Origin of the sequence: Paenibacillus sp. FSL R7-0297 (assembly GCF_038009025.1) — a bacterium.
Classification (GTDB): Bacteria; Bacillota; Bacilli; order Paenibacillales; family Paenibacillaceae; genus Paenibacillus_AQ.
Window position 1 is genome coordinate 1308368 of record NZ_JBBPAQ010000001.1, and the last position, 18687, is coordinate 1327054.

Annotated in this window: 19 protein-coding genes; 16 read left to right on the forward strand and 3 right to left on the reverse strand. The window is 53.1% G+C overall.

Annotated elements, in window-relative coordinates; all coding sequences use genetic code 11:
* The first annotated feature begins 62 nt into the window (after positions 1-62).
* On the forward strand, positions 63-647 hold the full coding sequence (locus MKZ24_RS05740; RefSeq protein ID WP_042140449.1) for an NAD(P)H-dependent oxidoreductase: 585 nt from the start codon (positions 63-65) through the stop codon (positions 645-647).
* A gap of 12 nt (positions 648-659) precedes the next feature.
* Here MKZ24_RS05740 and nudC read toward each other — a convergent pair whose 3' ends face one another.
* The gene (gene nudC / locus MKZ24_RS05745) at positions 660-1532 is read right to left on the reverse strand and encodes an NAD(+) diphosphatase (RefSeq protein ID WP_052416797.1); all 873 of its coding nucleotides are present in this window, start codon (positions 1530-1532) and stop codon (positions 660-662) included.
* Between the two features lie 229 nt (positions 1533-1761).
* Here nudC and MKZ24_RS05750 point away from each other — a divergent pair, with 229 nt between their 5' ends.
* From MKZ24_RS05750 to MKZ24_RS05790, 9 genes are all read left to right on the forward strand, one after another.
* On the forward strand, positions 1762-2616 hold the full coding sequence (locus MKZ24_RS05750) for an SDR family oxidoreductase (RefSeq protein WP_340781640.1): 855 nt from the start codon (positions 1762-1764) through the stop codon (positions 2614-2616).
* Positions 2617-2757: 141 nt separating this feature from the next.
* On the forward strand, positions 2758-4374 hold the full coding sequence (locus tag MKZ24_RS05755; protein WP_340781641.1) for a copper amine oxidase N-terminal domain-containing protein: 1617 nt from the start codon (positions 2758-2760) through the stop codon (positions 4372-4374).
* Positions 4375-4631: 257 nt separating this feature from the next.
* Positions 4632-5726, forward strand: coding sequence for an iron-siderophore ABC transporter substrate-binding protein (locus MKZ24_RS05760; RefSeq protein ID WP_340781642.1), 1095 nt, complete (start codon positions 4632-4634; stop codon positions 5724-5726).
* Positions 5719-6759: a FecCD family ABC transporter permease gene (locus MKZ24_RS05765; RefSeq protein ID WP_042240817.1), complete on the forward strand. Its 1041-nt coding sequence runs from the start codon at positions 5719-5721 to the stop codon at positions 6757-6759. The genes MKZ24_RS05760 and MKZ24_RS05765 overlap by 8 nt, the downstream gene beginning before the upstream one ends.
* Positions 6756-7787 (forward strand): FecCD family ABC transporter permease, encoded by a 1032-nt coding sequence (locus MKZ24_RS05770; RefSeq protein WP_042140444.1) that lies wholly within the window; start codon positions 6756-6758, stop codon positions 7785-7787. The genes MKZ24_RS05765 and MKZ24_RS05770 overlap by 4 nt, the downstream gene beginning before the upstream one ends.
* A complete protein-coding gene (locus tag MKZ24_RS05775; RefSeq protein WP_042240811.1) occupies positions 7787-8605 on the forward strand; it encodes an ABC transporter ATP-binding protein in 819 nt (272 codons plus the stop codon). The genes MKZ24_RS05770 and MKZ24_RS05775 overlap by 1 nt, the downstream gene beginning before the upstream one ends.
* Before the next feature lie 298 nt (positions 8606-8903).
* Complete coding sequence (locus MKZ24_RS05780; RefSeq protein WP_340781644.1) at positions 8904-9218, forward strand: LytTR family DNA-binding domain-containing protein; 315 nt, start codon at positions 8904-8906, stop codon at positions 9216-9218.
* 15 nt (positions 9219-9233) lie between these two features.
* Positions 9234-9668 carry a DUF3021 family protein gene (locus MKZ24_RS05785; RefSeq protein ID WP_340781646.1) on the forward strand — a complete coding sequence of 145 codons (435 nt, stop codon included), beginning with the start codon at positions 9234-9236 and terminating at the stop codon, positions 9666-9668.
* A 141-nt stretch (positions 9669-9809) separates the two neighbouring features.
* Complete coding sequence (locus MKZ24_RS05790; RefSeq protein WP_340781647.1) at positions 9810-11045, forward strand: alpha/beta hydrolase; 1236 nt, start codon at positions 9810-9812, stop codon at positions 11043-11045.
* Positions 11046-11240: 195 nt separating this feature from the next.
* Here MKZ24_RS05790 and MKZ24_RS33060 read toward each other — a convergent pair whose 3' ends face one another.
* A complete protein-coding gene (locus MKZ24_RS33060) occupies positions 11241-11477 on the reverse strand; it encodes a GNAT family N-acetyltransferase (protein WP_445323644.1) in 237 nt (78 codons plus the stop codon).
* A 124-nt stretch (positions 11478-11601) separates the two neighbouring features.
* Complete coding sequence (locus tag MKZ24_RS05795) at positions 11602-12693, reverse strand: GIY-YIG nuclease family protein (protein ID WP_340781649.1); 1092 nt, start codon at positions 12691-12693, stop codon at positions 11602-11604.
* A 140-nt stretch (positions 12694-12833) separates the two neighbouring features.
* On the opposite strand from MKZ24_RS05795, the gene MKZ24_RS05800 reads away from it, so the two are divergent.
* The 6 genes from MKZ24_RS05800 (at position 12834) to MKZ24_RS05825 (ending at position 18648) form a co-directional block, all read left to right on the forward strand.
* Positions 12834-13064, forward strand: coding sequence for a DUF1905 domain-containing protein (locus MKZ24_RS05800; RefSeq protein ID WP_340781651.1), 231 nt, complete (start codon positions 12834-12836; stop codon positions 13062-13064).
* A 29-nt stretch (positions 13065-13093) separates the two neighbouring features.
* Entirely contained in the window at positions 13094-13282 is a 189-nt protein-coding gene (locus MKZ24_RS05805; RefSeq protein ID WP_340781652.1) for a YdeI/OmpD-associated family protein, read from the forward strand.
* A 93-nt stretch (positions 13283-13375) separates the two neighbouring features.
* Positions 13376-14218: a MerR family transcriptional regulator gene (locus tag MKZ24_RS05810; RefSeq protein WP_340781654.1), complete on the forward strand. Its 843-nt coding sequence runs from the start codon at positions 13376-13378 to the stop codon at positions 14216-14218.
* A 121-nt stretch (positions 14219-14339) separates the two neighbouring features.
* Positions 14340-16331 (forward strand): FAD-binding protein, encoded by a 1992-nt coding sequence (locus tag MKZ24_RS05815; RefSeq protein WP_340781655.1) that lies wholly within the window; start codon positions 14340-14342, stop codon positions 16329-16331.
* A gap of 74 nt (positions 16332-16405) precedes the next feature.
* Positions 16406-16954, forward strand: coding sequence for a hypothetical protein (locus MKZ24_RS05820; RefSeq protein ID WP_340781657.1), 549 nt, complete (start codon positions 16406-16408; stop codon positions 16952-16954).
* A gap of 272 nt (positions 16955-17226) precedes the next feature.
* Positions 17227-18648: a hypothetical protein gene (locus MKZ24_RS05825; RefSeq protein ID WP_042240779.1), complete on the forward strand. Its 1422-nt coding sequence runs from the start codon at positions 17227-17229 to the stop codon at positions 18646-18648.
* Positions 18649-18687: the final 39 nt, after the last annotated feature.

Below are 18687 nucleotides of genomic sequence, written 5' to 3' on the forward strand. Positions count from 1 at the left end.
CAACTAAAATAAATCTATGCTATGTTTTTGTTATCAAATGATAACTAAAGGGGAATACACTGATGAACACACTCGTTATTTATACACATCCGAACCACCGCAGTCTCAGCTATGCTTTTCTGCAGGAAGTGCTGCGCGGCAGCAAGGAGAATACGAAGATTAACGAAGTCAAAGTGCTTGATTTGTATGAGGCCGGATTTGATCCGGTGCTGGTGTTTAATGAGAATAAGCGCAGACGCGATATGTACCGTGATCCGGAGCTTGAGGAATACAGGGAACAGCTGCTCTGGGCCGATCAGATTGTGCTGGTCTATCCGATCTGGTGGGGAAGACCGCCAGCGATGCTGATGGGGTACATTGACCGCATGTTCGCTTCAGGCTTCGCGTACCGAGATAAGGGAGGACTATTGCCGGAGGGGCTGCTCAAGGGGAAGAGCGTTATCTGCATCTCCAGCATGAAGGGGCCGGCCCACTATCCGCTGCTGTGGCTGAATAACTCACACAAGGCGCTGATGCGCAAAGCCCTGTTCAATTTTGTGGGCATCCGCAAGGTGAAGTTCTTCGAGTTCGGCAGCATGGAGAGTCCGAAGGGCAAGCAGAGCCGTAAGCTGGAGCAGATTTACCGCTATTTCAAGACGGTAGGCTGAATCGGGTCCCGTCTATAATTCCTTGTCCGCAGCTGCACCTGACTCAGAGTGCTGCTCTACGACCCAGTCGATGATTTTGCGGGCGATGCTGACCGGCGGCGGAATAACGGGTAATTGCTCCGTAGGGAACCATGCGGCATGATCAAGCTCTTCGCCGTCAACTGTTATTTCTCCGCTCTCATACTCTGCAAGGAAGCCTACCATCAGAGAATTGGGAAAAGGCCACTGCTGGCTGCCGAAATAGGTTATATTCTTGACCTTCAGGCCGACCTCTTCCATAGTCTCACGCCGCACACAATCCTCCAGGGTCTCACCCGGCTCGACAAAGCCGGCAATCAGCCCGTACATCCCGTTCTGGAAATGCGGAGCATGGGCGAGCAGAAGCTGACTATCTTTCAGAATTGCTGTAATGACGGCAGGCGCAAGCTGCGGGTAACTAACCAGCCCGCACTGAGGGCAGATCCGGGACCGCTCCGTCAGAGAGTGTGCGGTTTCAGTTCCGCAACGGCCGCAGAACCGGTGATTGCCGTCCCAGACCAGCAGCTGGAGCGCTTTGCCGGCAAGATGGAACAGGTCTTCCTCCAGCACTTCATATAAGGAGCGCAGCGGACGGAAAGTGAGGCCCGGCGGCTCGGGAGCTTCCGCGCTTACCTCTGAGGCATAGCAGGGGAGACCCTCGAAGGTGCCTAGGTAGAGTATGCGCAGCGGCGTGACCGCCAGCTCTTCAAGGGAGCGGGCCATAGGGATGCCGGGAGGGGAGGAAGGCTCCGTAACAAGCAGCTTGCCGGATTGGAAGATGAGCTGGCAGGCCTCGCCGGTGAATTCAGATTCCGGAGTCAATCCCGGAACATAGCGTGTATAGATGCTTTCTCTCTGTTTCTCCATTATGCAGAACCTTTCTAAAAGGGAATTTGTCTATTAAGAATAGCATGATAAGGGAAGGCTAACCATTCAGCGTTATGCGCATTCCATACCTGTCATCAGCTGATGAAACAATCCATTTGACATTTCGCCAACGTGTAACTACAATAGTTACAGGAGAGCAAATCACCTATGTTTACGGGAAATAACAACTGCTATTCAAATAAAAGATACCCATAATGGAGGAATTGAAATGAAAATCGCATTAACAGGAGCAACGGGTCAATTTGGTTCCATCGTAGCAGAGACATTACTGAAGACTGTACCGGCTGAGAATATTGTAGCCAGTGTCAGAAACCCGGAGAAGGCTGAGCAGTTGCAGGCACAAGGCGTTGATGTCCGCCATGGTGATTTCGATCAGCCGGAGACGCTGGATGCAGCGTTTGCCGGAGTCGACCGCCTGCTGATCGTCTCTGCAGATGGCGATAATGATACCCGGACCCGCCAGCACAAGGCGGCTGTGGATGCCGCTGTCCGCGCAGGGGTAGGCTTCATCGTCTACACCAGCGTAGCTGATGCCGATAACAGCTCCCTGTTCCTTGCGCCGGTACACCGTGCCACGGAAGAATTCATCCGTGAATCCGGCATTCCGTATGCCTTCCTGCGCAACAACTGGTATCTGGAGAATGAGGCAGGCTCCATTCAGGCTGCTAAGGCCGGCGCACCTTGGGTGACTTCCGCTGAAGGCGGCAAGGTTGGCTGGGCCACACGCAGTGATTATGCCCAGGCCGCGGCCGCCATACTGGCCGGTGAAGGCCGTGAGAATGTTGTGTATGAATTGTCCGGCGCACCCGCGACCCAGGCAGAGCTTGCTGCCATAGTCGGTGAAGTGCTGGGACAAGAGGTGAACGTGCAGCAGGTTGACGACGCAACCTACGCGAAGATCATGGCCGGTGCAGGCGTGCCCGAATTCGCGCTGCCGATCGTAGTTGCCATTCAGGGCGCCATCCGCGACGGTGCGCTGGGCATTGAGAGCAGCGATCTGGAGAAGCTGCTGAACCGTCCGCTTACCCCGCTTAGTGAAGGTGTACGCGCGCTGCTGGCTTGATTTCCTATCCGGGACGCCTTACTTTCAAAAGCATCCCCACTTGCTGATTACAGCGAGCGGGGATTTTTTGTGATCCAATAGTGATCCATACCTGAACTGCCCCCGTAACACTCATAACACTAACCTAAGGAGTGAAGCGAGATGACAATGAAGAAATGGATCGTTCCCATGTTAAGCATGACCTTAATGATGCCAGCACTTGCAGGTGCAGCAGAACCGACAACGGGGGCCATGAAGGCCTCGGTGAACACACCGGCGGCTGAACTTAGAGCAGGACTGGATTATTTGCTCTCCGAGCATTTCACCCTGGCGGTAACGGCCATGACCAAAGCCTATGACGGGACAACGGATGCGGCTGCTGCCTACAAAGCGCTTGATCAGAACGCACTTGATATGCAGCCGGCTATTGCTTCGCTGTACGGCGATGCAGGCGCAGCTGAATTCGAGAGAATCTTCCGCGCCCATAATCAGTACACAGATGATTTAGTGAAGGCAACCAAGAACAAGGATGCAGCCGCAATGAAAACAGCGGAAGATAAAGTGAGCGGCTTCGTCAATGAATTCGGAAATTTCCTCGGCACGGCCACAGAGGGCAAGCTTCCGGCAGCCGCAGCGAAGCAGGTCATCCGCAGTCACGAGGATCATGTCCAGGAGGTATTCGAGGATTATGCAGCGGGTGATTACCAGGGCGCCTATGAGGCTTATCGTAAAGGCTACGCTGAAATGTTCAGCATCAGTAAGGCATTGTCGGGCGCAATTGTCGCCCAGATGCCTGCCAAATTCGAAAGCACCAAGGCCGATACCAAAGCAGCTGATCTGAGATCCGCGCTCAATCAATTGGCTGGCGAGCATTTCGCCCTGTCGGTTCTGCAAATGCAGGAGCAATACGAGGGAAGAGCTGCTTCAGACGCGCTGATCCGGGCAGAAGCCATGAACACGGCTGACTTCAAAGCAGCGATTGCCTCCATCTATGGGGCAGAGGGTGCAGCGGCATTCGAGCAAATCTGGGTAACGAACCATGTCAATGCGCAAGCTGATTTTGTATCGGCAGTCAAAAATAAGGATGCAGCAGCCCAAGCGGCAGTAGAGGCGCGTATCGCCGGATTCACAACTGAATTCGCCGCGTTCCTTGATTCGGCAACCGCAGGCAACCTGCCTAAGGCTGCAGGCCAAGCCGCGCTGACAACCCATGAGAATCAGGTACAGCAGGTGCTTACGCAGTATGCAGCGGGCGACTACACCGCTTCTTACCAGACGAACCGCGAGGGCTATAAGACCATGTTCAGTGTCGGACAAGCGCTGGGCAATGCGATTGTAACGCAGTATAACGGCAAGTTCCAGGAAGCAGCAGTGCCCGCAGCACCAACTGATCCTGTAGCAATGACAAAGGTCTGGATGAAGGTAGGCAGCGGCGTCCTGAACATTAATGGCACCGTAACGCAAATGGATACAGAGCCCTTCATCTGGAGCGGCATGACCTACATTCCGCTTCGTTACCTGAGCGAGGGTATCGGGGCTGAAGTGAAATGGGATAAAGGGGCGCAGCAGGTCACGATTAAGGCAGGCAGCGACACACTGGTATTCTGGATGAACAAGGACTTCATGGAGGTTAACGGGATGAGACAAGCTGTTGGCGCCAAAGTATTTGTGAACGCCGACAACAGAACGGTCGTTCCGCTCCGCTTTATTACGGAGCTGCTGGGCTGGGATGTACAATGGGGTGGAGATAAATCCATCACGCTAACTAAAAGCATGTAAGGTGAGGCCATAAAACCCTTCAGCCTAACCGTAGATTTCCCGCAAACGGAGCACTTGAACAGTGCCCGCTTGCGGTTTTTTTTCGTGCGAAATCCATTTTTTACATTGACAACCTGTCCAGGCAACTATATATTTATCGATAATGATTCTCATTATCGTATAAAGTTGCACAATGTTTTTTGGGATGAGGGGTCACTCCGCCGGTTAGTCAGCAGATGAACAAAAAAATACATTATAAGATGAGGAAGGGTCCACGCATGAACACAACAAGAAGGTTCTCTTTGAAAACATTATTAATTCCATTCGCTCTTACTATAGCGCTGGTTGGATGCTCCAATCAGGAGTCCAATTCGGCAGCTTCACCTTCACCAGCAGCAACTGCTGCGGCAACTACAGAAGCTGCTGCTACTGAAGCACCAGCCTCCCAGGATGCAGTCCAGTATCCGATTACGATCAAGCATGCGCTTGGCGAAGCTGTACTTGAGAGCAAGCCTGAACGCGTAGTCACCATTCAATGGGCGAACCATGATGTGGCGCTCGCGCTTGGCGTTGTACCTGTAGGCTTCTCGGCGGCGAACTTCGGCGTTCAGGATGACAGCGGACTGTTGCCCTGGACAGCAGATAAGCTGAAGGAGCTTAATGTAACCGATCCGAATGTGTTCCAGGATACCGACGGTCTTGACTTCGAGGCCATCTCGGATGCAGACCCGGATGTCATTCTGGCCGCATACTCCGGAGTTACCCAGGAAGACTATGATACGCTTAGCCAGATCGCTCCGGTAGTCGCTTATCCGACGGCTCCTTGGGCAACCACTTGGCGCGAGCAGGTCCTGTTCAATGCAGAAGGGATGGGCATGAAGGCAGAAGGGGAGCAGCTGATCAAGGACACCGAAGCCCTGGTTAACGAAAAGGCGGGCAAATATCCGCAGATTAACGGTAAAAAAGTGGTTTGGGTAAACTTCTCTGCTGAGGATCTGTCCAAACTGCATATTTATACGCCTGTGGATTCCCGTGTCTCGTTCCTGTATGAGCTGGGAATGGTGTATCCGGAAAGCATTACCTCCCAGATTACGGACCCTACCAGCTACTCGTTGAGCTTAAGCGCAGAGAATGTGGAAGCCCTGTACGATGCTGATCTTATCGTCGGATATGGGAATGACGAATTGCTCAAGACACTTCAGGCAGATTCGCTGCTGGGCAAAATCCCTGCGATCGAAAGAGGTTCAGTTGCCTTCATCGACAGTGATACACCGCTGGTAGCAGCCGGTACGCCTAACCCGCTGTCCATTGCGTACACGATTGATGAATACCTTGCCTTAATTGGAGGAGCTATCGATAAAATAAATGAATAGTTCACCGCTTTCGGACGATAAACAGCTAAAATTGCATATCCCGAAGAACTTTACCCTGGTCCTGATGAGTTGCCTGGTATTGCTTGTCTTGTGCGTGATAGCCTCCCTTGTACTGGGAGCGCGTCACGTGGGGTGGAATGAACTGATCGATGGTTTATTTCATCCGGAGGTGGACAGCTATGGGGCAAACGTAGTCCGCAAGCGGATTTCCCGGACGGTATTCAGTTTAATGTGCGGCGGGGCACTCGGAGTATCGGGAGCGCTGATGCAGGCGGTTACCCGCAACCCGATTGCCGACCCGAGCATACTGGGAGTGAATACGGGGGCATCCTTGTTCGTGGTTTGCGGCATTGCGTTCTTGAACATAAGCTCCGCGAACCAGTATATATGGTTAGCTCTGGCCGGAGCTGCGATTACTGCTGTATTCGTATTCGGAATCGGCTCAATGGGACGTGGCGGAGCCACGCCCATTAAGCTCGTTCTGGCGGGTGCTGCCATAAGCGCTGCCTTATCTTCTCTGGTCACAGCCATCATGATTCCGCGTTCTTATGTTATGGACCAGTTCCGGTTCTGGCAGGTGGGGAGTGTCGGCTCGGGAACCTGGAGCAGCATTACGACATTTATCCCGTTCCTGCTCGCCGGTATGCTGATCGCGTTCATTACGGCTCCGGCCCTGAATGCGCTGGCACTGGGCGATGATGTGGCGACGGGTCTGGGTGTGCGGACAGGCACACTGCGGCTCATTGCGGCGCTTGCAGGTGTTCTGTTATGCGGTGCCGTTACGGCCCTGGCCGGGCCGATCGGCTTCATCGGCTTGTTATCAACTCACGTCATACGTCTTATCCTTGGATCAGACCTGCGTTTCGTTATCCCTATGTCAGCGGTTACCGGAGCCATTATTCTGACGATATCGGATGTAGGCGGCAGGCTTATTGGAAGCCCCGGGGAGCTTGAAGTCGGTGTAGTTACAGCGTTTGTGGGGGCACCGATCCTAATTCTATTAGCGATGAAATCGAAAGTGCGGTCATTATGACAAATCAGGCGATTGAATATATTATTGCAGGAAGACGCCGCAGACACCGCCGGGGCATACTGGTGACCAGCCTCCTCGCAGTCCTTGCACTTATTCTGTGCTGCGCGATGCTTCTGCTCGGGAACACGATCTATCCGGTGACAGATGTCATCCGGGCGCTCTCCGGAGAGGAGCTCAAGGGAGTCTCTTTTGCGGTGAATATCATCCGGCTGCCGCGGATGCTGGCGGGACTGTTCGCCGGATTTGCCTTTGGCATAGCGGGATACACCTTCCAGACGATGCTGCGTAACCCGCTTGCGAACCCGAATGTGATTGGCATTACGTCAGGCTCAAGCGCGGCGGCGGTGTATTGCATCGTCATACTTCACGCAAGCGGAGCGGTTATCTCCCTTGCTTCGGTAATTGCCGGTCTGGCCACGGTGCTGCTGATTTATGTACTATCCAGAGGGAAGACCTTCTCCATCGGGCGGTTAATCCTGATCGGGATCGGCTTGCAGGCTATGCTGGATGCTGTAATCTCCTATCTGCTGCTGATCAGCTCGGAGAAAGACGTTCCCTCAGCCATCAGATGGCTGACCGGCAGTCTCAACGGCTCACAAATGCGCGAGCTTCCGCCGCTGGTGATCATCGTAATCATCTGTACGCCAATCATCATCCTGCTGGGCAAGCATCTGAGTATACTGGAGCTTGGAGAACAATCGGCCACCTCGCTCGGCGTAAGCACAGATAAGACAAGAATTGCGCTGATTGTCAGTTCTGTCTGTATGGTTGCGATTGCTACGGCTACTACAGGACCAATTGCCTTTGTCTCCTTCCTGTCGGGGCCGATCGCGAAGAGACTGGTTGGAACAGGCTCCTCGAATATCCTTCCGGCGGGTCTTGTCGGAGTTAATTTGGTGCTGGCGTCCGATCTGATCGGACAATTTGCTTTTGAGTACAGATTCCCTGTAGGCATCATTACCGGATTACTCGGAGCGCCATATCTGATCTTCCTGTTAATCCGGATGAATCGAAAGGGAGAGTTATAATGAACAAGGCACATCATTTCGGGGCCGAGCAGCTCGTAGCGGGCTATGAGAATAGAACGGTTATCCACGGCGTAGACCTGGTGATCCCTGACCATAAAATCAGTGTGATTATCGGCTCGAACGGCTGCGGCAAGTCCACGCTGCTCAAAACAATGGCCAGACTTATCAAGCCAACGTCGGGTAAGGTTACCCTCGACGGCAAGCCGATCTCCAAAATGCCGGCCAAACCGCTGGCCCGGGTCATCGGACTGCTGCCGCAATCCCCCATTGTTCCGGAAGGAATCTCTGTCGCCGATTTGGTGGGACGGGGCAGATTTCCGCATCAGTCCCTGCTTGGCGGATGGTCCAGGAAGGATTATGAGGCCGTTGCCGAAGCGATGGAGATTATGAATATCACCGAATTCGCCAATCATAATATCGATGAGCTCTCGGGCGGCCAGCAGCAGCGTGTCTGGATCGCCATGGCGTTGGCCCAGCAGACGGATATCCTGTTTCTCGATGAGCCGACGACCTTTCTGGATATTACCTATCAGGTCGAGATTCTCGATCTGCTCACCGATCTGAACCGCAAGCACGGAACGACGATTGTAATGGTGCTGCATGATATCAACCTGTCCGCGCGGTATGCCGACCATATTTTCGCCCTTCACACAGGTAAGCTTGTCGCTGCCGGTACGCCTGCAGAGGTGATTACAAGCATGCGGGTCAAAGAGATCTTCGGGCTGGATTGCACGGTAATCGCAGACCCTGTCTCAGGCTCTCCGCTGGTCGTACCCAGAGGACGGTATCATGATAGGCAGGCGAATGCTCTAAAATAAGGACTGGCAGGCATCACATCCCTGCAAGGTCCCCGTTTCATACCAAGCTGTCCGACCGGTCAAACCGGAGGACAGCTTGTTGTGTATCCTTCCCCTTGTAGCTGTCAGACCGTTCCCTTATCATGAGAATGAAACAGGCAGCGGAAATTGAATCTGAACTATTGTAGGTGATCCTATCAAAATTTCCATCGAGCAAATCAGCAGGGAGCAAGAAGAGGAGATCCGCATCCGGTGCCATGAAGTCGATGAAGAGATCTCTGAAATCGTAAATAAGCTCAAGACAGAGACCCTCATCATAATGGGGTATCAGGAGGACCATCTCAGCCGCATCAAGCTCAGTGATGTCTATTATTTTGAAGCCGTGGACGGCAAAGTATTTGTCTACAGCGAGAACCAGGTCCATGAAGTGAAGCAGAAGCTGTATGAACTGGAGGAGCTGTGCAGAGACAAAAACTGCTTCCGCGCCTCCAAATCCACGATTCTGAACATCGCCAAGATTGCCAGTGTGCATCCGTCCCTCAGCGGCCGGTTCACTGCTTTGCTTGATAACGGGGAACGTGTAGTGATATCAAGACAGTATGTGCCGGCACTCAAACAAAGAATTGGATTATAGGGGGAGGATCACAGCATGAAGTTATCTGAATTTGTCAAAGACATCATCCGCGATTTTCTGATCATCTTCGCATCCATCATGATTATCATTACAGTGCTGCGGCAGATTTTTATCCCGGAGCTCGCGTTTGACCTGATATCGGTCTATACGGTTATGGGCTTCTCCCTGCTTGGGGCCTTAACGGGAATCATTTGGTACACTCCACATGAGATAAGTGAGCGGGCCATGCGTGTTAGAATCGTTGTTCATTTTCTCACCCTGGAGATTCTGTTGATTGCCCTTGCCAGCCTGATCGGAGTTGTGACTGGTGTGCCCGGCGCACTCCTTCTTACCCTCCAAATTGCCGTGGTATATGCCGTAGTCCGGGTGCTGTCCTATGGGAAGGATAAGAAGGAAGCAGAGCAAATTAACGAGAGACTTAAGGCTGTTAAACAAGAAATTCACGAGTAGTCCTGAAGCCAGTGCCCCGCTTTATGGGGTTATTCTGCATCTTATTGCCCTGTAGCTACAGCTTGCCGTAAATCTATATACACCCTTTTCGCAGTTTTTTATGATGAGGTCATAACTTAACTGGAAGAGGAGAATCCCCCTATGCACAGCCGCGACATGCTCAAAAGCTGGATTAGAATCACCCTGTTTATCGTATTCGTTATTCTGACACTGTCCCCTGTTATCGATTGGAGCTTCAGCTGGGTACCGCTGGCAGCACTGCTGTTCATGTTTGCGCTAAAGGGTTCAATTGATCTTATCCGAAGTAAGGCGAAGTCCCGTACGCCCAAACGTTCATCCAGGGTGTGGAAAATCATTATAACCGCTGTGGCACTGCTGATCGCACTTATACCGCCCATTCTATTCCCGCAGTACCGGGCACCTGAAGTGACAGGGGAATATGAGGTCACAACGGCTGTTTACACGTATACGGACCCTAATCGGATTGAAGAATTTACGGATACCGGGGAGAACCGGTTGGTGAATGTGGAATTCTGGTATCCGGGCAATGCCGGGGGTACCTATCCGCTGGTGGTCTTTTCTCATGGGGCATACGGAATCAGGGAAAGCAACACTTCAACGTTTACGGAGCTGGCCAGTCACGGCTATGTAGTAGCTTCTATCGATCATCCTTATCATTCCTTTTATACACAGAGCGTGGACGGGAAGATCACTATGGTTAATGCAGATTATCTGCGGGAGGTTAACGATTCCAACAAAGAAGGCATCTACACGATGGAAGAGCTGTACGGACTTACGCAAAAATGGATGAAGCTGCGGACCGGGGATATGAATTTGGTGATCGATACGATCCTGGAGAAGGCAGTAAGTGATCAGGATCCTGTATATAAGCTGATCAATACTGAACAAATTGGCGTATTTGGCCATTCCATGGGCGGCGCGGCAAGCGTGGCACTCGGCCGGGAGCGCGGCGATGTGGATGCTGTCGTGAATCTGGATGCCCCGTTCTTCAATGAGCTTGTGTATAACCCTGAGATTAATGATCTGGCGGCAAAAGATGAACCGTATCACGTACCGCTGCTGAACATTTATACGGACGATGTGTGGAGACAGCTCGGGAAAAACTCGGCTTACGCGGCAAACGAAGTCGATAATCCAAACTTCAAGGATGCGTATACCGTTCATTTTCAAGGCGCCAAGCACTTAAGCCTAACCGATCTTCCGCTGTTCTCGCCGATCCTTGCGAATATGCTGCAGGGCGGGCGAGCCGATATCGATAAGTATTACTGCATTGAGACGATGAATGCGCTGATTCTGCAGTTTTTTGACTATACGTTAAAAGGGACTGGACAGTTTGAACCGCAGGCGGTGTACTGATAAGTGCATTTAGAACAGCTTACTCAAAACTCTCAGCAAATAGGAGATTTTCTTCAGCATATATGATGAATTCCTCAAACGTATAGTGCAGTTTGCCCTTCAACAATTACCCATGGTTCCTTGAGTATATAATAAATGTCCATATCCTTTAGCCTCCGAAATTATGTTTACGGGTACACTGGCAGGAACTAAGCGCTACAGGGTTATCCCCGGAAACATCGTTTGCTTCTCCACATTGATGAATCCTAAGGATCTATATAGGCCGGCCGCGCGGGTATTCAGTTCCCAGACCTCAAGCCGGGCAGTATTTAAACCGTTTGATGAGAAGTAATTGAAGATGTAATTCATAATCATTTTGGAACTGCCGGTTTCGCGGGCTTCGGGTACCACATATACCGTTTCAATATATCCGCAGCCATCCGTTGTTAACAAGTCCGCTTAATGATAGTTGTATTTGGTACAGAGGTCCCGGGTTATTGTCGCAGAGATTTATTGTTACCGCGAGTAGGTTAACGGTCTATTCCTGTATCACCTGGAGAGCCGGTATCCGCGCTGGTTATAATGCGCTCCCGATCAGCCCGTTAATCCCTTCCACCAGCAAGGCGGCATCCTTATCCTCCAGCCATTCCTGCGGGACCAGAAGATAATTGCCGGAGCTGCTCTTCAGATAGCTGTAGATGATCTGGGCCTCATCGATCTTATGGCGGCTCATTTCTTCTGTAGCCGCAATCAGGCTGCTGCTGCGGAAATGCTCCAATGCGGCAGAGGTAATCATCTTAGTAAGCTGTCCGCTGTCCAGCGCTTCAGTCGCCAGCCGGGTACGGTAGAGAATCACGCTGCCCTTGATAAGAATCAGCTTGTGGGACTGCTCGTCCACCGGCTCCAGCACGACAATATTCTTGTTCTCCCCGGTGAAGCCGATCACTTCCTCCTTGTGCAGCAGCGAGTGGACCGCCCCGAGGTAATCCCGGTACTTGGCAGCTGCTTCGAAGTCAAACCGCAACGCCGCCTCCTCCATCCGGGCTTCCAGTCCGCTTATGATTGAATTGCCGCTCCCGTTCAGCAGTGAAATGATCTGCCCAATAATCTCCTCATACCGGTTCAGAGCCTCACCACCCCCGCACATGCCGATGCATAAGCCCAGCGAATGGTTGAGACAGCGGGTAGTCCGGGAATGGGGGCTGCTGCAGAGGATTCTCTGCGATTCCTTAATGCCCTGTACAGCCCGCTCCACGGTGCTGCGGCTGGTGTAAGGACCATAGGAGAGACTATTTGCCTGTGTGCTGGGCTCATAGCCGACTTCGATCTGCCGGTACGGCGCAGTGTCCACGATGGAAATATAGCTGTAGGCGAGCGGATTTTTCATTTTGCGGTTGTACATTGGCTTGATCTCTTTGATCAGCTGGCATTCCAGCATGAAGGCTTCGAATTCCGTATCGGTCAGCCTGTATTCGAGATCGCGGATATGCTTGACGAGCTGCTTCACCTTGGGCGAGTGTCCTTTGTTATTGTAGAAATAGGACTGGACCCGCTTCTTCAGCTGCTTCGCTTTGCCGACATAGATGATATGGCCCAGACTGTCCTTCATCAGATACACGCCAGGCGATAAAGGAAGGTCTGCTACCTTTTCTGTTAAATTCGCGGGCATGGCGGCCGCCTCCGTTCGTCACATTCTTCAGTACCTTTAAGTATAAACCATGCCGCCCTCACCGGCGACTGGAAAAGCTCCATTCCCTACACTACAATGGGTATAAAAATGGCTAAGCGCCTATCCAGGAGGTAATAAATATGAAATTCCGGACAACCGTTATGCTGGGCGGCAAGACGGCAACGGGAATACCGGTTCCTGACGGGGCAGTGGCAGAGCTCGGGACAAGCAAGAAGCCGGCGGTGAAGGTATCGATCGGGGAATATAGCTACTCCAGCACGGTGGCGACGATGGGCGGGCAGTTCATGATTCCGCTCAGCGCGGAGCACCGCAAGGCGCCGGTGTCAGTGCCGGTGATGAGATCGAAGTAGAGCTTGCGCTGGATACCCAGCCGCGTGAAGTGGAAGTGCCGGATGATCTGGCTGCGGAGCTGGAGCAGCATGCCGGAGCGAAGCAGTTTTGGGATGGGCTCTCCTACACGAATAAACGGCGGTTTGTCCTCTCGATTGAGGATGCCAAGACGGCGGAAACGCGGCAGCGGCGGCTCAATAAGACGATGGCGAGCCTAAGCGAAGGCAAGACGCAGTAGCAACCGTGTGACATAATCCACAAAGTCTCCCGGCTAAACCCTCTATCATTGAACTGATGAAAGAATGGGATCAAGTAAGCTGGGGGGCTGCTGATGAAGTATTCTATCGGTGAATTCGCGTCAATTCTAGGGGTGACGGCAGATACACTGCGCTTATATGAGAAACATGATATTGTCCGGCCGATGAAGGATCAGCATAACAATTACCGGTATTTCAATGATCTGGACGCGCGCAATTTACTGTCGAGCAGATGGTACCGGAGTATGCAGATTCCGCTTCAGGATGTGGCCGGACTGATTAATGACGCACCTTCCGAGCAAGTGGTGGAGTCGATAGCGGCTGCCGGAATGCAGCTGGAGGAAGAGATACGCCGCAACACACTGCTGCTGAATAAGATTCAGGAGATCCATGCCGAGCTTGGGGGGATCAGCGAATCCTTTTATACCTGCAGAATCAAGCAAGTGCCGGGTATGTACCGGATTCAGCAGACGAACAAGAACCATTTGCTGCAGAAGGAGGGTCTCAAAAGAACCGTCCAGGCCTGGATGGAGCTGCTGCCGTTCACCTTCTATTCCTTCCGTATTGAGAATACAGAATGCATCTATGGAACCGAAGAGCTGGATTACAGCTGGGGGCTTGCCCTGCTGGAAGAGGATCAGCAGAAGCTTGAGGTCTGCCTGAATGACAGTGTGGAGTATCTGGAGCCGGCAACCTGCATCTCTGCAGTGATTGCCAGCACCTATGAGGAATACCTCGAACGGGAGTCCTTCGGATTCATGCTGGATTATGCGAAGGCGCAGAGATATACGGTCAGCGGGGATATCAGCGGTAAAATCCTGTTTACAGAGCGCACGAACAGCGGCAACAAAACCTATCTGGAGATCAATATTCCGGCAAAACAAGCAGAAACGGAACCGCCCGCCTGCATACTTTGAGAAATATTTCACATATAATTCATTGACCTTGGTGCTGTACCAAGGTTTACACTCTGTGCGTAGTCAGCAGTTCTTATAGAGAGAGAAGCGGGGCTGCACTAACCACACAGGGGGAGAAATAATGCATAAGCAAGCAGTACGGCCATTGTTAAAAGTAAGCGTATGTCTGATCCTGGTTCTGTCGCTCATCAGCGGCTGCAGCGGCAATAATTCAGCCGGACCGGCAGCATCGGAGCAGCCTTCATCATCACCGGAGGCTACGCAGCCGGCGGATACCAGTGCGGTACCGGAAACTTTTAAAGCGGGAACCTATAAAGCGGAAGCTGACCGCAAAGACGGCAAGATTCAGGTAGAAGTCACACTCAACGCCGAATCCGTAATCACGGATATCCAGGTGGTCAGCCAGAACGAAACGGCCGGCATTGGTGTGGAGGCTATCAATAAGATTAAGGAAGAGATTATTGCCGGCCAGACCCTGGCCATAGATGCAGTCAGCGGCGCTTCGGAGTCGAGCACGGCGATCCTGACAGCTGTTGAAGATGCGGTGAAGCAGGCGGGCGGCAACGTGGAGGCTTTTAAATCGAGAGCTGTAGTGAAATCGGGAGAAGGCAAGACGGAGCAGCTGTCTGCGGATGTCGTTGTTGTGGGTGCAGGCGCATCCGGCGTATCTGCGGCAGTCTCTGCAGCCGATAAAGGTGCAAAGGTCATTCTTATTGAGAAAACAGCTACGATTGGCGGAGCAAGTAATCTGTCCTGGGCAGGTAAGTTCTACAACTCTTCAGCCGCTGTCAGCAGCGGACTTAAAGTGGAAGTAGAGAAGGAGATTGGCGACTGGATCGTTAATAATCACTGGAGAGTAGACGCAGCGGCAATCCGCCAATACGTGACCCAGTCGGGTGAAACCTATGACTGGCTGACAGGCAAGGGCTACACCACTACCTTCCTTAACTTTGGCGGAGAACAGCTGCATATGTTACCGGCCTATGACACCCGCCAGGATCTGCTGAAGGCGATGCTTGCAGCATCTGTGGAAAAGGGCGGCGGACAGGTAATCACCGAAACAACAGCCCGGAAGCTGATTACAGGCAGTAATGGAGAGGTTACCGGAGTGGTTGCCGAGAAGGCGGATGGAACGGTGCTTGAGATCACCGGCAAAAGCATTGTCATGGCTACCGGCGGTTATGCCGGCAATAAAGAGATGGTCAAGGAAGCCTTCGGCTTCGAAGGCGTGAATGGCGGACTTGGACAGAATATCGGCGAAGGGCTGCAAATGTCCTGGGATATTGGGGCGAAGGTTCCCGATAACTTCGGGGGACAAATGCTTCACCAGACCTTGGCCAGAGCAACGGACAAGCTGAAGGCGGAATATGAGCCGTTCGAAGCCAGCTATCCGCTGATGCTCTCCTACCTGCCAACGCTGATGAATGTCGGCCCTTCCGGAGCGAGATTCCGAGATGAAGCGGCAACTCTTACCGCAGTAGCAGCGGCGAATACGAGTGCTTTTAACGGAGCTTATCATCTGGTTATCCTCTCGCAGGCGCAGATTGATGCCCTCAAGACCAAGGGGATGAATGGCTTGAAGGCACCCGGACTGCCGGGAATGCCGCCGGAATTCTATGCCCCTTACAAAGACAAATTCACGCTGGACCAGCCCTGGAAGGATGCGGATAAAGTATTCGAGTCCATGGTTGCCAACGGCGACGGCTTCAAAGGCAGTACCCTGGAGGAACTGGCGAAGAATGCGGGTATGGACGCTGCGGTATTCGCTGCTGACTTTAAGCTGTATCAGGAAGCGGCGAAGACCGGCATCGATACCGAGTTCGGCAAAGCGAAGGAATATCTGCTTCCCATGGGTGAGAGCGGCCCGTATTATGCAATTATTTCCGAGATCAACAATCTCTGCTCGGTGGGCGGCCTGCTTGTAAATACCAAGTTCCAGGTGCTGAATGACAAGCGTGTGCCTATCAAGGGATTATATGCCGTGGGCGTGGAGTCCGAAGGCGTACTCTTTAATGATACTTATGTAGGAAATGGCGTCGGACTTGGGTATTCCTTCACCTCCGGGCGGCTTGGCGGCGAGGATGCAGCGGCCGGGGCACTGGGCACAGAATAGAACGGTTTAAGTAATCTCCCTCTTTTCACCGATAAAGAGTTGTCCTGAACTTTTATCGAGAAGAGGAATGTTCGATGTATATTCCCATATCCCGGATTCAAGCCGCTTCACTGACCCGTTCACCGCATCAGGAGGCCCACGCTCCGGCAGAGTCGTCTGCGCTTAGTTTTTCGGAGACGCTGGCAGCTGTTGCTGCAGCCATTGAAGATCAGGCACGCAGAATCAGGAAGAAATACGGCCTGTCTGTCCGGATCACAGCGGTGTCCAAGGACGGGAGCAATAGTGCGGAAAGTGCGGGCAAGGGAGCCCGGGATGAGGTGCGGGAGATTGTAATTGCCCCGAATATCCTTCAGCAGATGAGCAAAGATCCTGTGACCTTAAGAAAAATATACAGCTACATCGATGAGTATGTCGCCAAAGATCACCTCTCTGCTGATCGTAGCCTGATCATCTACAGGGATGGTACTTGTACCCTGTCCCTTTCTGCCCCTTCACCGGATGAAGCAGGGAAGAGCAGCGGGGGCCCTGCCGGGCAACCTGGCCTGTGGAGTGGAAGCTCCACCCAGGACCGGCTGCAGCAGCTCGCCTTCATCCGGGCGCGGAGGGCAAACCGGCAGTCTTAATAGGGAGACACCTATATATTGATCTCAGAGTCCGCGGTTTGCGTGGATTCCGGGGTCTTTTTTTTAAAATATAAGAATTTATATGTTTTACGCTATAAATTATCCTTCTATTTCTCGCTGAAACGGTACCGTCCTTTAAAAGGACGGCAAAGCCGTTTCCACTTGTAAGGATGGCGCAGATGTGCCCGGTTGTACGAACACCAGCCTATGCCCCTGCATAGCATATAGCACTGAACCTGCTATAAGGAAGTGGAAAGGGGGCGCGTAGAATAATGGGTATCCAGCTTACGGCGATTCATTGGGTGTACTTAGTGTTTATTGTGTTCATTCTGGCGCTGCTGATCCGGCGGCGTGATACGACAATGATCTGTGTGACCGGGATTTTTGCGCTGGGTCTGCTGGCAACGGCTACGCTCAGTGGGTCGGTGTCTGGAATCTTCAATTCCTTTGTATATGCTACCAGAGAGCTGCTCGGCACCATTATGATCATCTCCATTATTGTGGCGATGAGCCGGATTCTGATTCTTACAGGCATCAACGAGACGATGGTATCCCCGCTCACCCGGTTTCTGCGCACACCAGCGATGGCCTATTGGGGGATCGGGCTGATCATGATGGTGACCTCTTTCTTCTTCTGGCCTTCCCCTGCGGTGGCCCTGGTCGGTGCGGTACTGCTGCCTGTTGCTGTCCGGGTCGGCCTGCCTGCACTTGGTGCAGCGGTGGCAATGAATCTGTTCGGGCACGGGATCGCCCTCTCCGGGGATTATATTATCCAGGGAGCGCCGAAGCTGACTGCGGATGCTGCCGGTCTTCCCGTATCCAGCGTCATGCAGGCAAGTATTCCGCTGGTTATCGTGATGGGTGTTGTAACTACTGTCACTGCCTTCTGGATGATGCGCAGAGACCAGAAGAACGGAACGTGGAGAGACGGCCTGGTCGCTGCCCAAGGTACAGCAGGGCCGTTGTCTGCAGCAGGACCGGGTGATGACAGGACGGTACTCATGAGCGCTGGTCTTCGAAAAGCGCTGGCCATCGCCATCCCGCTGCTCTTCCTTCTGGATGTGATAGCCATGTTCATGCTGCACCTGCAGGGCGGTGATGCTACAGCTCTGGTCGGCGGAACCGCCGTGCTGATCCTGATTGTCATTACCCTGCTGGCCCACCGCCGCCAGGGCCAGGGGCTGGAGAAAATCACGGCTTATCTCATTGAAGGATTCATATTCGGCTTCAAGGTGTTCGGACCGGTCATCCCGATCGCCGCCTTCTTCTATCTTGGCGACTCGGCCTTCACCGGGCTGTTCGGCCAGGTGCTGCCGGACGGCTCGCATGGCATCGTGAACGACCTGGGCGTTGCCCTGGCGGATCACGTGCCGCTGAATGGTGCCGTGGGAGCCGTGACGCTGACGGTGATCGGGGCGATCACCGGTCTCGACGGCTCCGGCTTCTCCGGCATCTCGCTGGCCGGCTCGATTGCCGGGCTGTTCGCCGCCGCGATCCATTCCGGCGCGGCGACCCTGACCGCCCTTGGGCAGGTGGCCGCCATCTGGGTCGGCGGCGGCACCCTGATCCCGTGGGCGCTCATTCCCGCCGCGGCAATCTGCGGCGTCAGCCCCTTCGAGCTGGCCCGGCGCAATCTGAAGCCGGTCCTGCTGGGGCTGGCGGCGACGACTCTCACCGCCATGTTTCTGGTGTAGGAAATGTCTGCATAAGAATACGCACTCCAATCCATCCTA

Coding starts and splice junctions, on each gene's coding strand:
- MKZ24_RS05775 (WP_042240811.1), top strand. CDS start 7,787: ATGAACAAGGCACATCATTTCGGGGCCGAGCAGCTCGTAGCGGGCTAT.
- MKZ24_RS05765 (WP_042240817.1), top strand. CDS start 5,719: ATGAATAGTTCACCGCTTTCGGACGATAAACAGCTAAAATTGCATATC.
- MKZ24_RS05780 (WP_340781644.1), top strand. CDS start 8,904: ATGGGGTATCAGGAGGACCATCTCAGCCGCATCAAGCTCAGTGATGTC.
- MKZ24_RS05800 (WP_340781651.1), top strand. CDS start 12,834: ATGAAATTCCGGACAACCGTTATGCTGGGCGGCAAGACGGCAACGGGA.
- MKZ24_RS05740 (WP_042140449.1), top strand. CDS start 63: ATGAACACACTCGTTATTTATACACATCCGAACCACCGCAGTCTCAGC.
- MKZ24_RS05810 (WP_340781654.1), top strand. CDS start 13,376: ATGAAGTATTCTATCGGTGAATTCGCGTCAATTCTAGGGGTGACGGCA.
- MKZ24_RS05760 (WP_340781642.1), top strand. CDS start 4,632: ATGAACACAACAAGAAGGTTCTCTTTGAAAACATTATTAATTCCATTC.
- MKZ24_RS05755 (WP_340781641.1), top strand. CDS start 2,758: ATGACAATGAAGAAATGGATCGTTCCCATGTTAAGCATGACCTTAATG.
- MKZ24_RS05795 (WP_340781649.1), bottom strand. CDS start 12,693: ATGCCCGCGAATTTAACAGAAAAGGTAGCAGACCTTCCTTTATCGCCT.
- MKZ24_RS05785 (WP_340781646.1), top strand. CDS start 9,234: ATGAAGTTATCTGAATTTGTCAAAGACATCATCCGCGATTTTCTGATC.
- MKZ24_RS05815 (WP_340781655.1), top strand. CDS start 14,340: ATGCATAAGCAAGCAGTACGGCCATTGTTAAAAGTAAGCGTATGTCTG.
- MKZ24_RS05825 (WP_042240779.1), top strand. CDS start 17,227: ATGGGTATCCAGCTTACGGCGATTCATTGGGTGTACTTAGTGTTTATT.
- nudC (WP_052416797.1), bottom strand. CDS start 1,532: ATGGAGAAACAGAGAGAAAGCATCTATACACGCTATGTTCCGGGATTG.
- MKZ24_RS05770 (WP_042140444.1), top strand. CDS start 6,756: ATGACAAATCAGGCGATTGAATATATTATTGCAGGAAGACGCCGCAGA.
- MKZ24_RS05750 (WP_340781640.1), top strand. CDS start 1,762: ATGAAAATCGCATTAACAGGAGCAACGGGTCAATTTGGTTCCATCGTA.
- MKZ24_RS05790 (WP_340781647.1), top strand. CDS start 9,810: ATGCACAGCCGCGACATGCTCAAAAGCTGGATTAGAATCACCCTGTTT.
- MKZ24_RS05820 (WP_340781657.1), top strand. CDS start 16,406: ATGTATATTCCCATATCCCGGATTCAAGCCGCTTCACTGACCCGTTCA.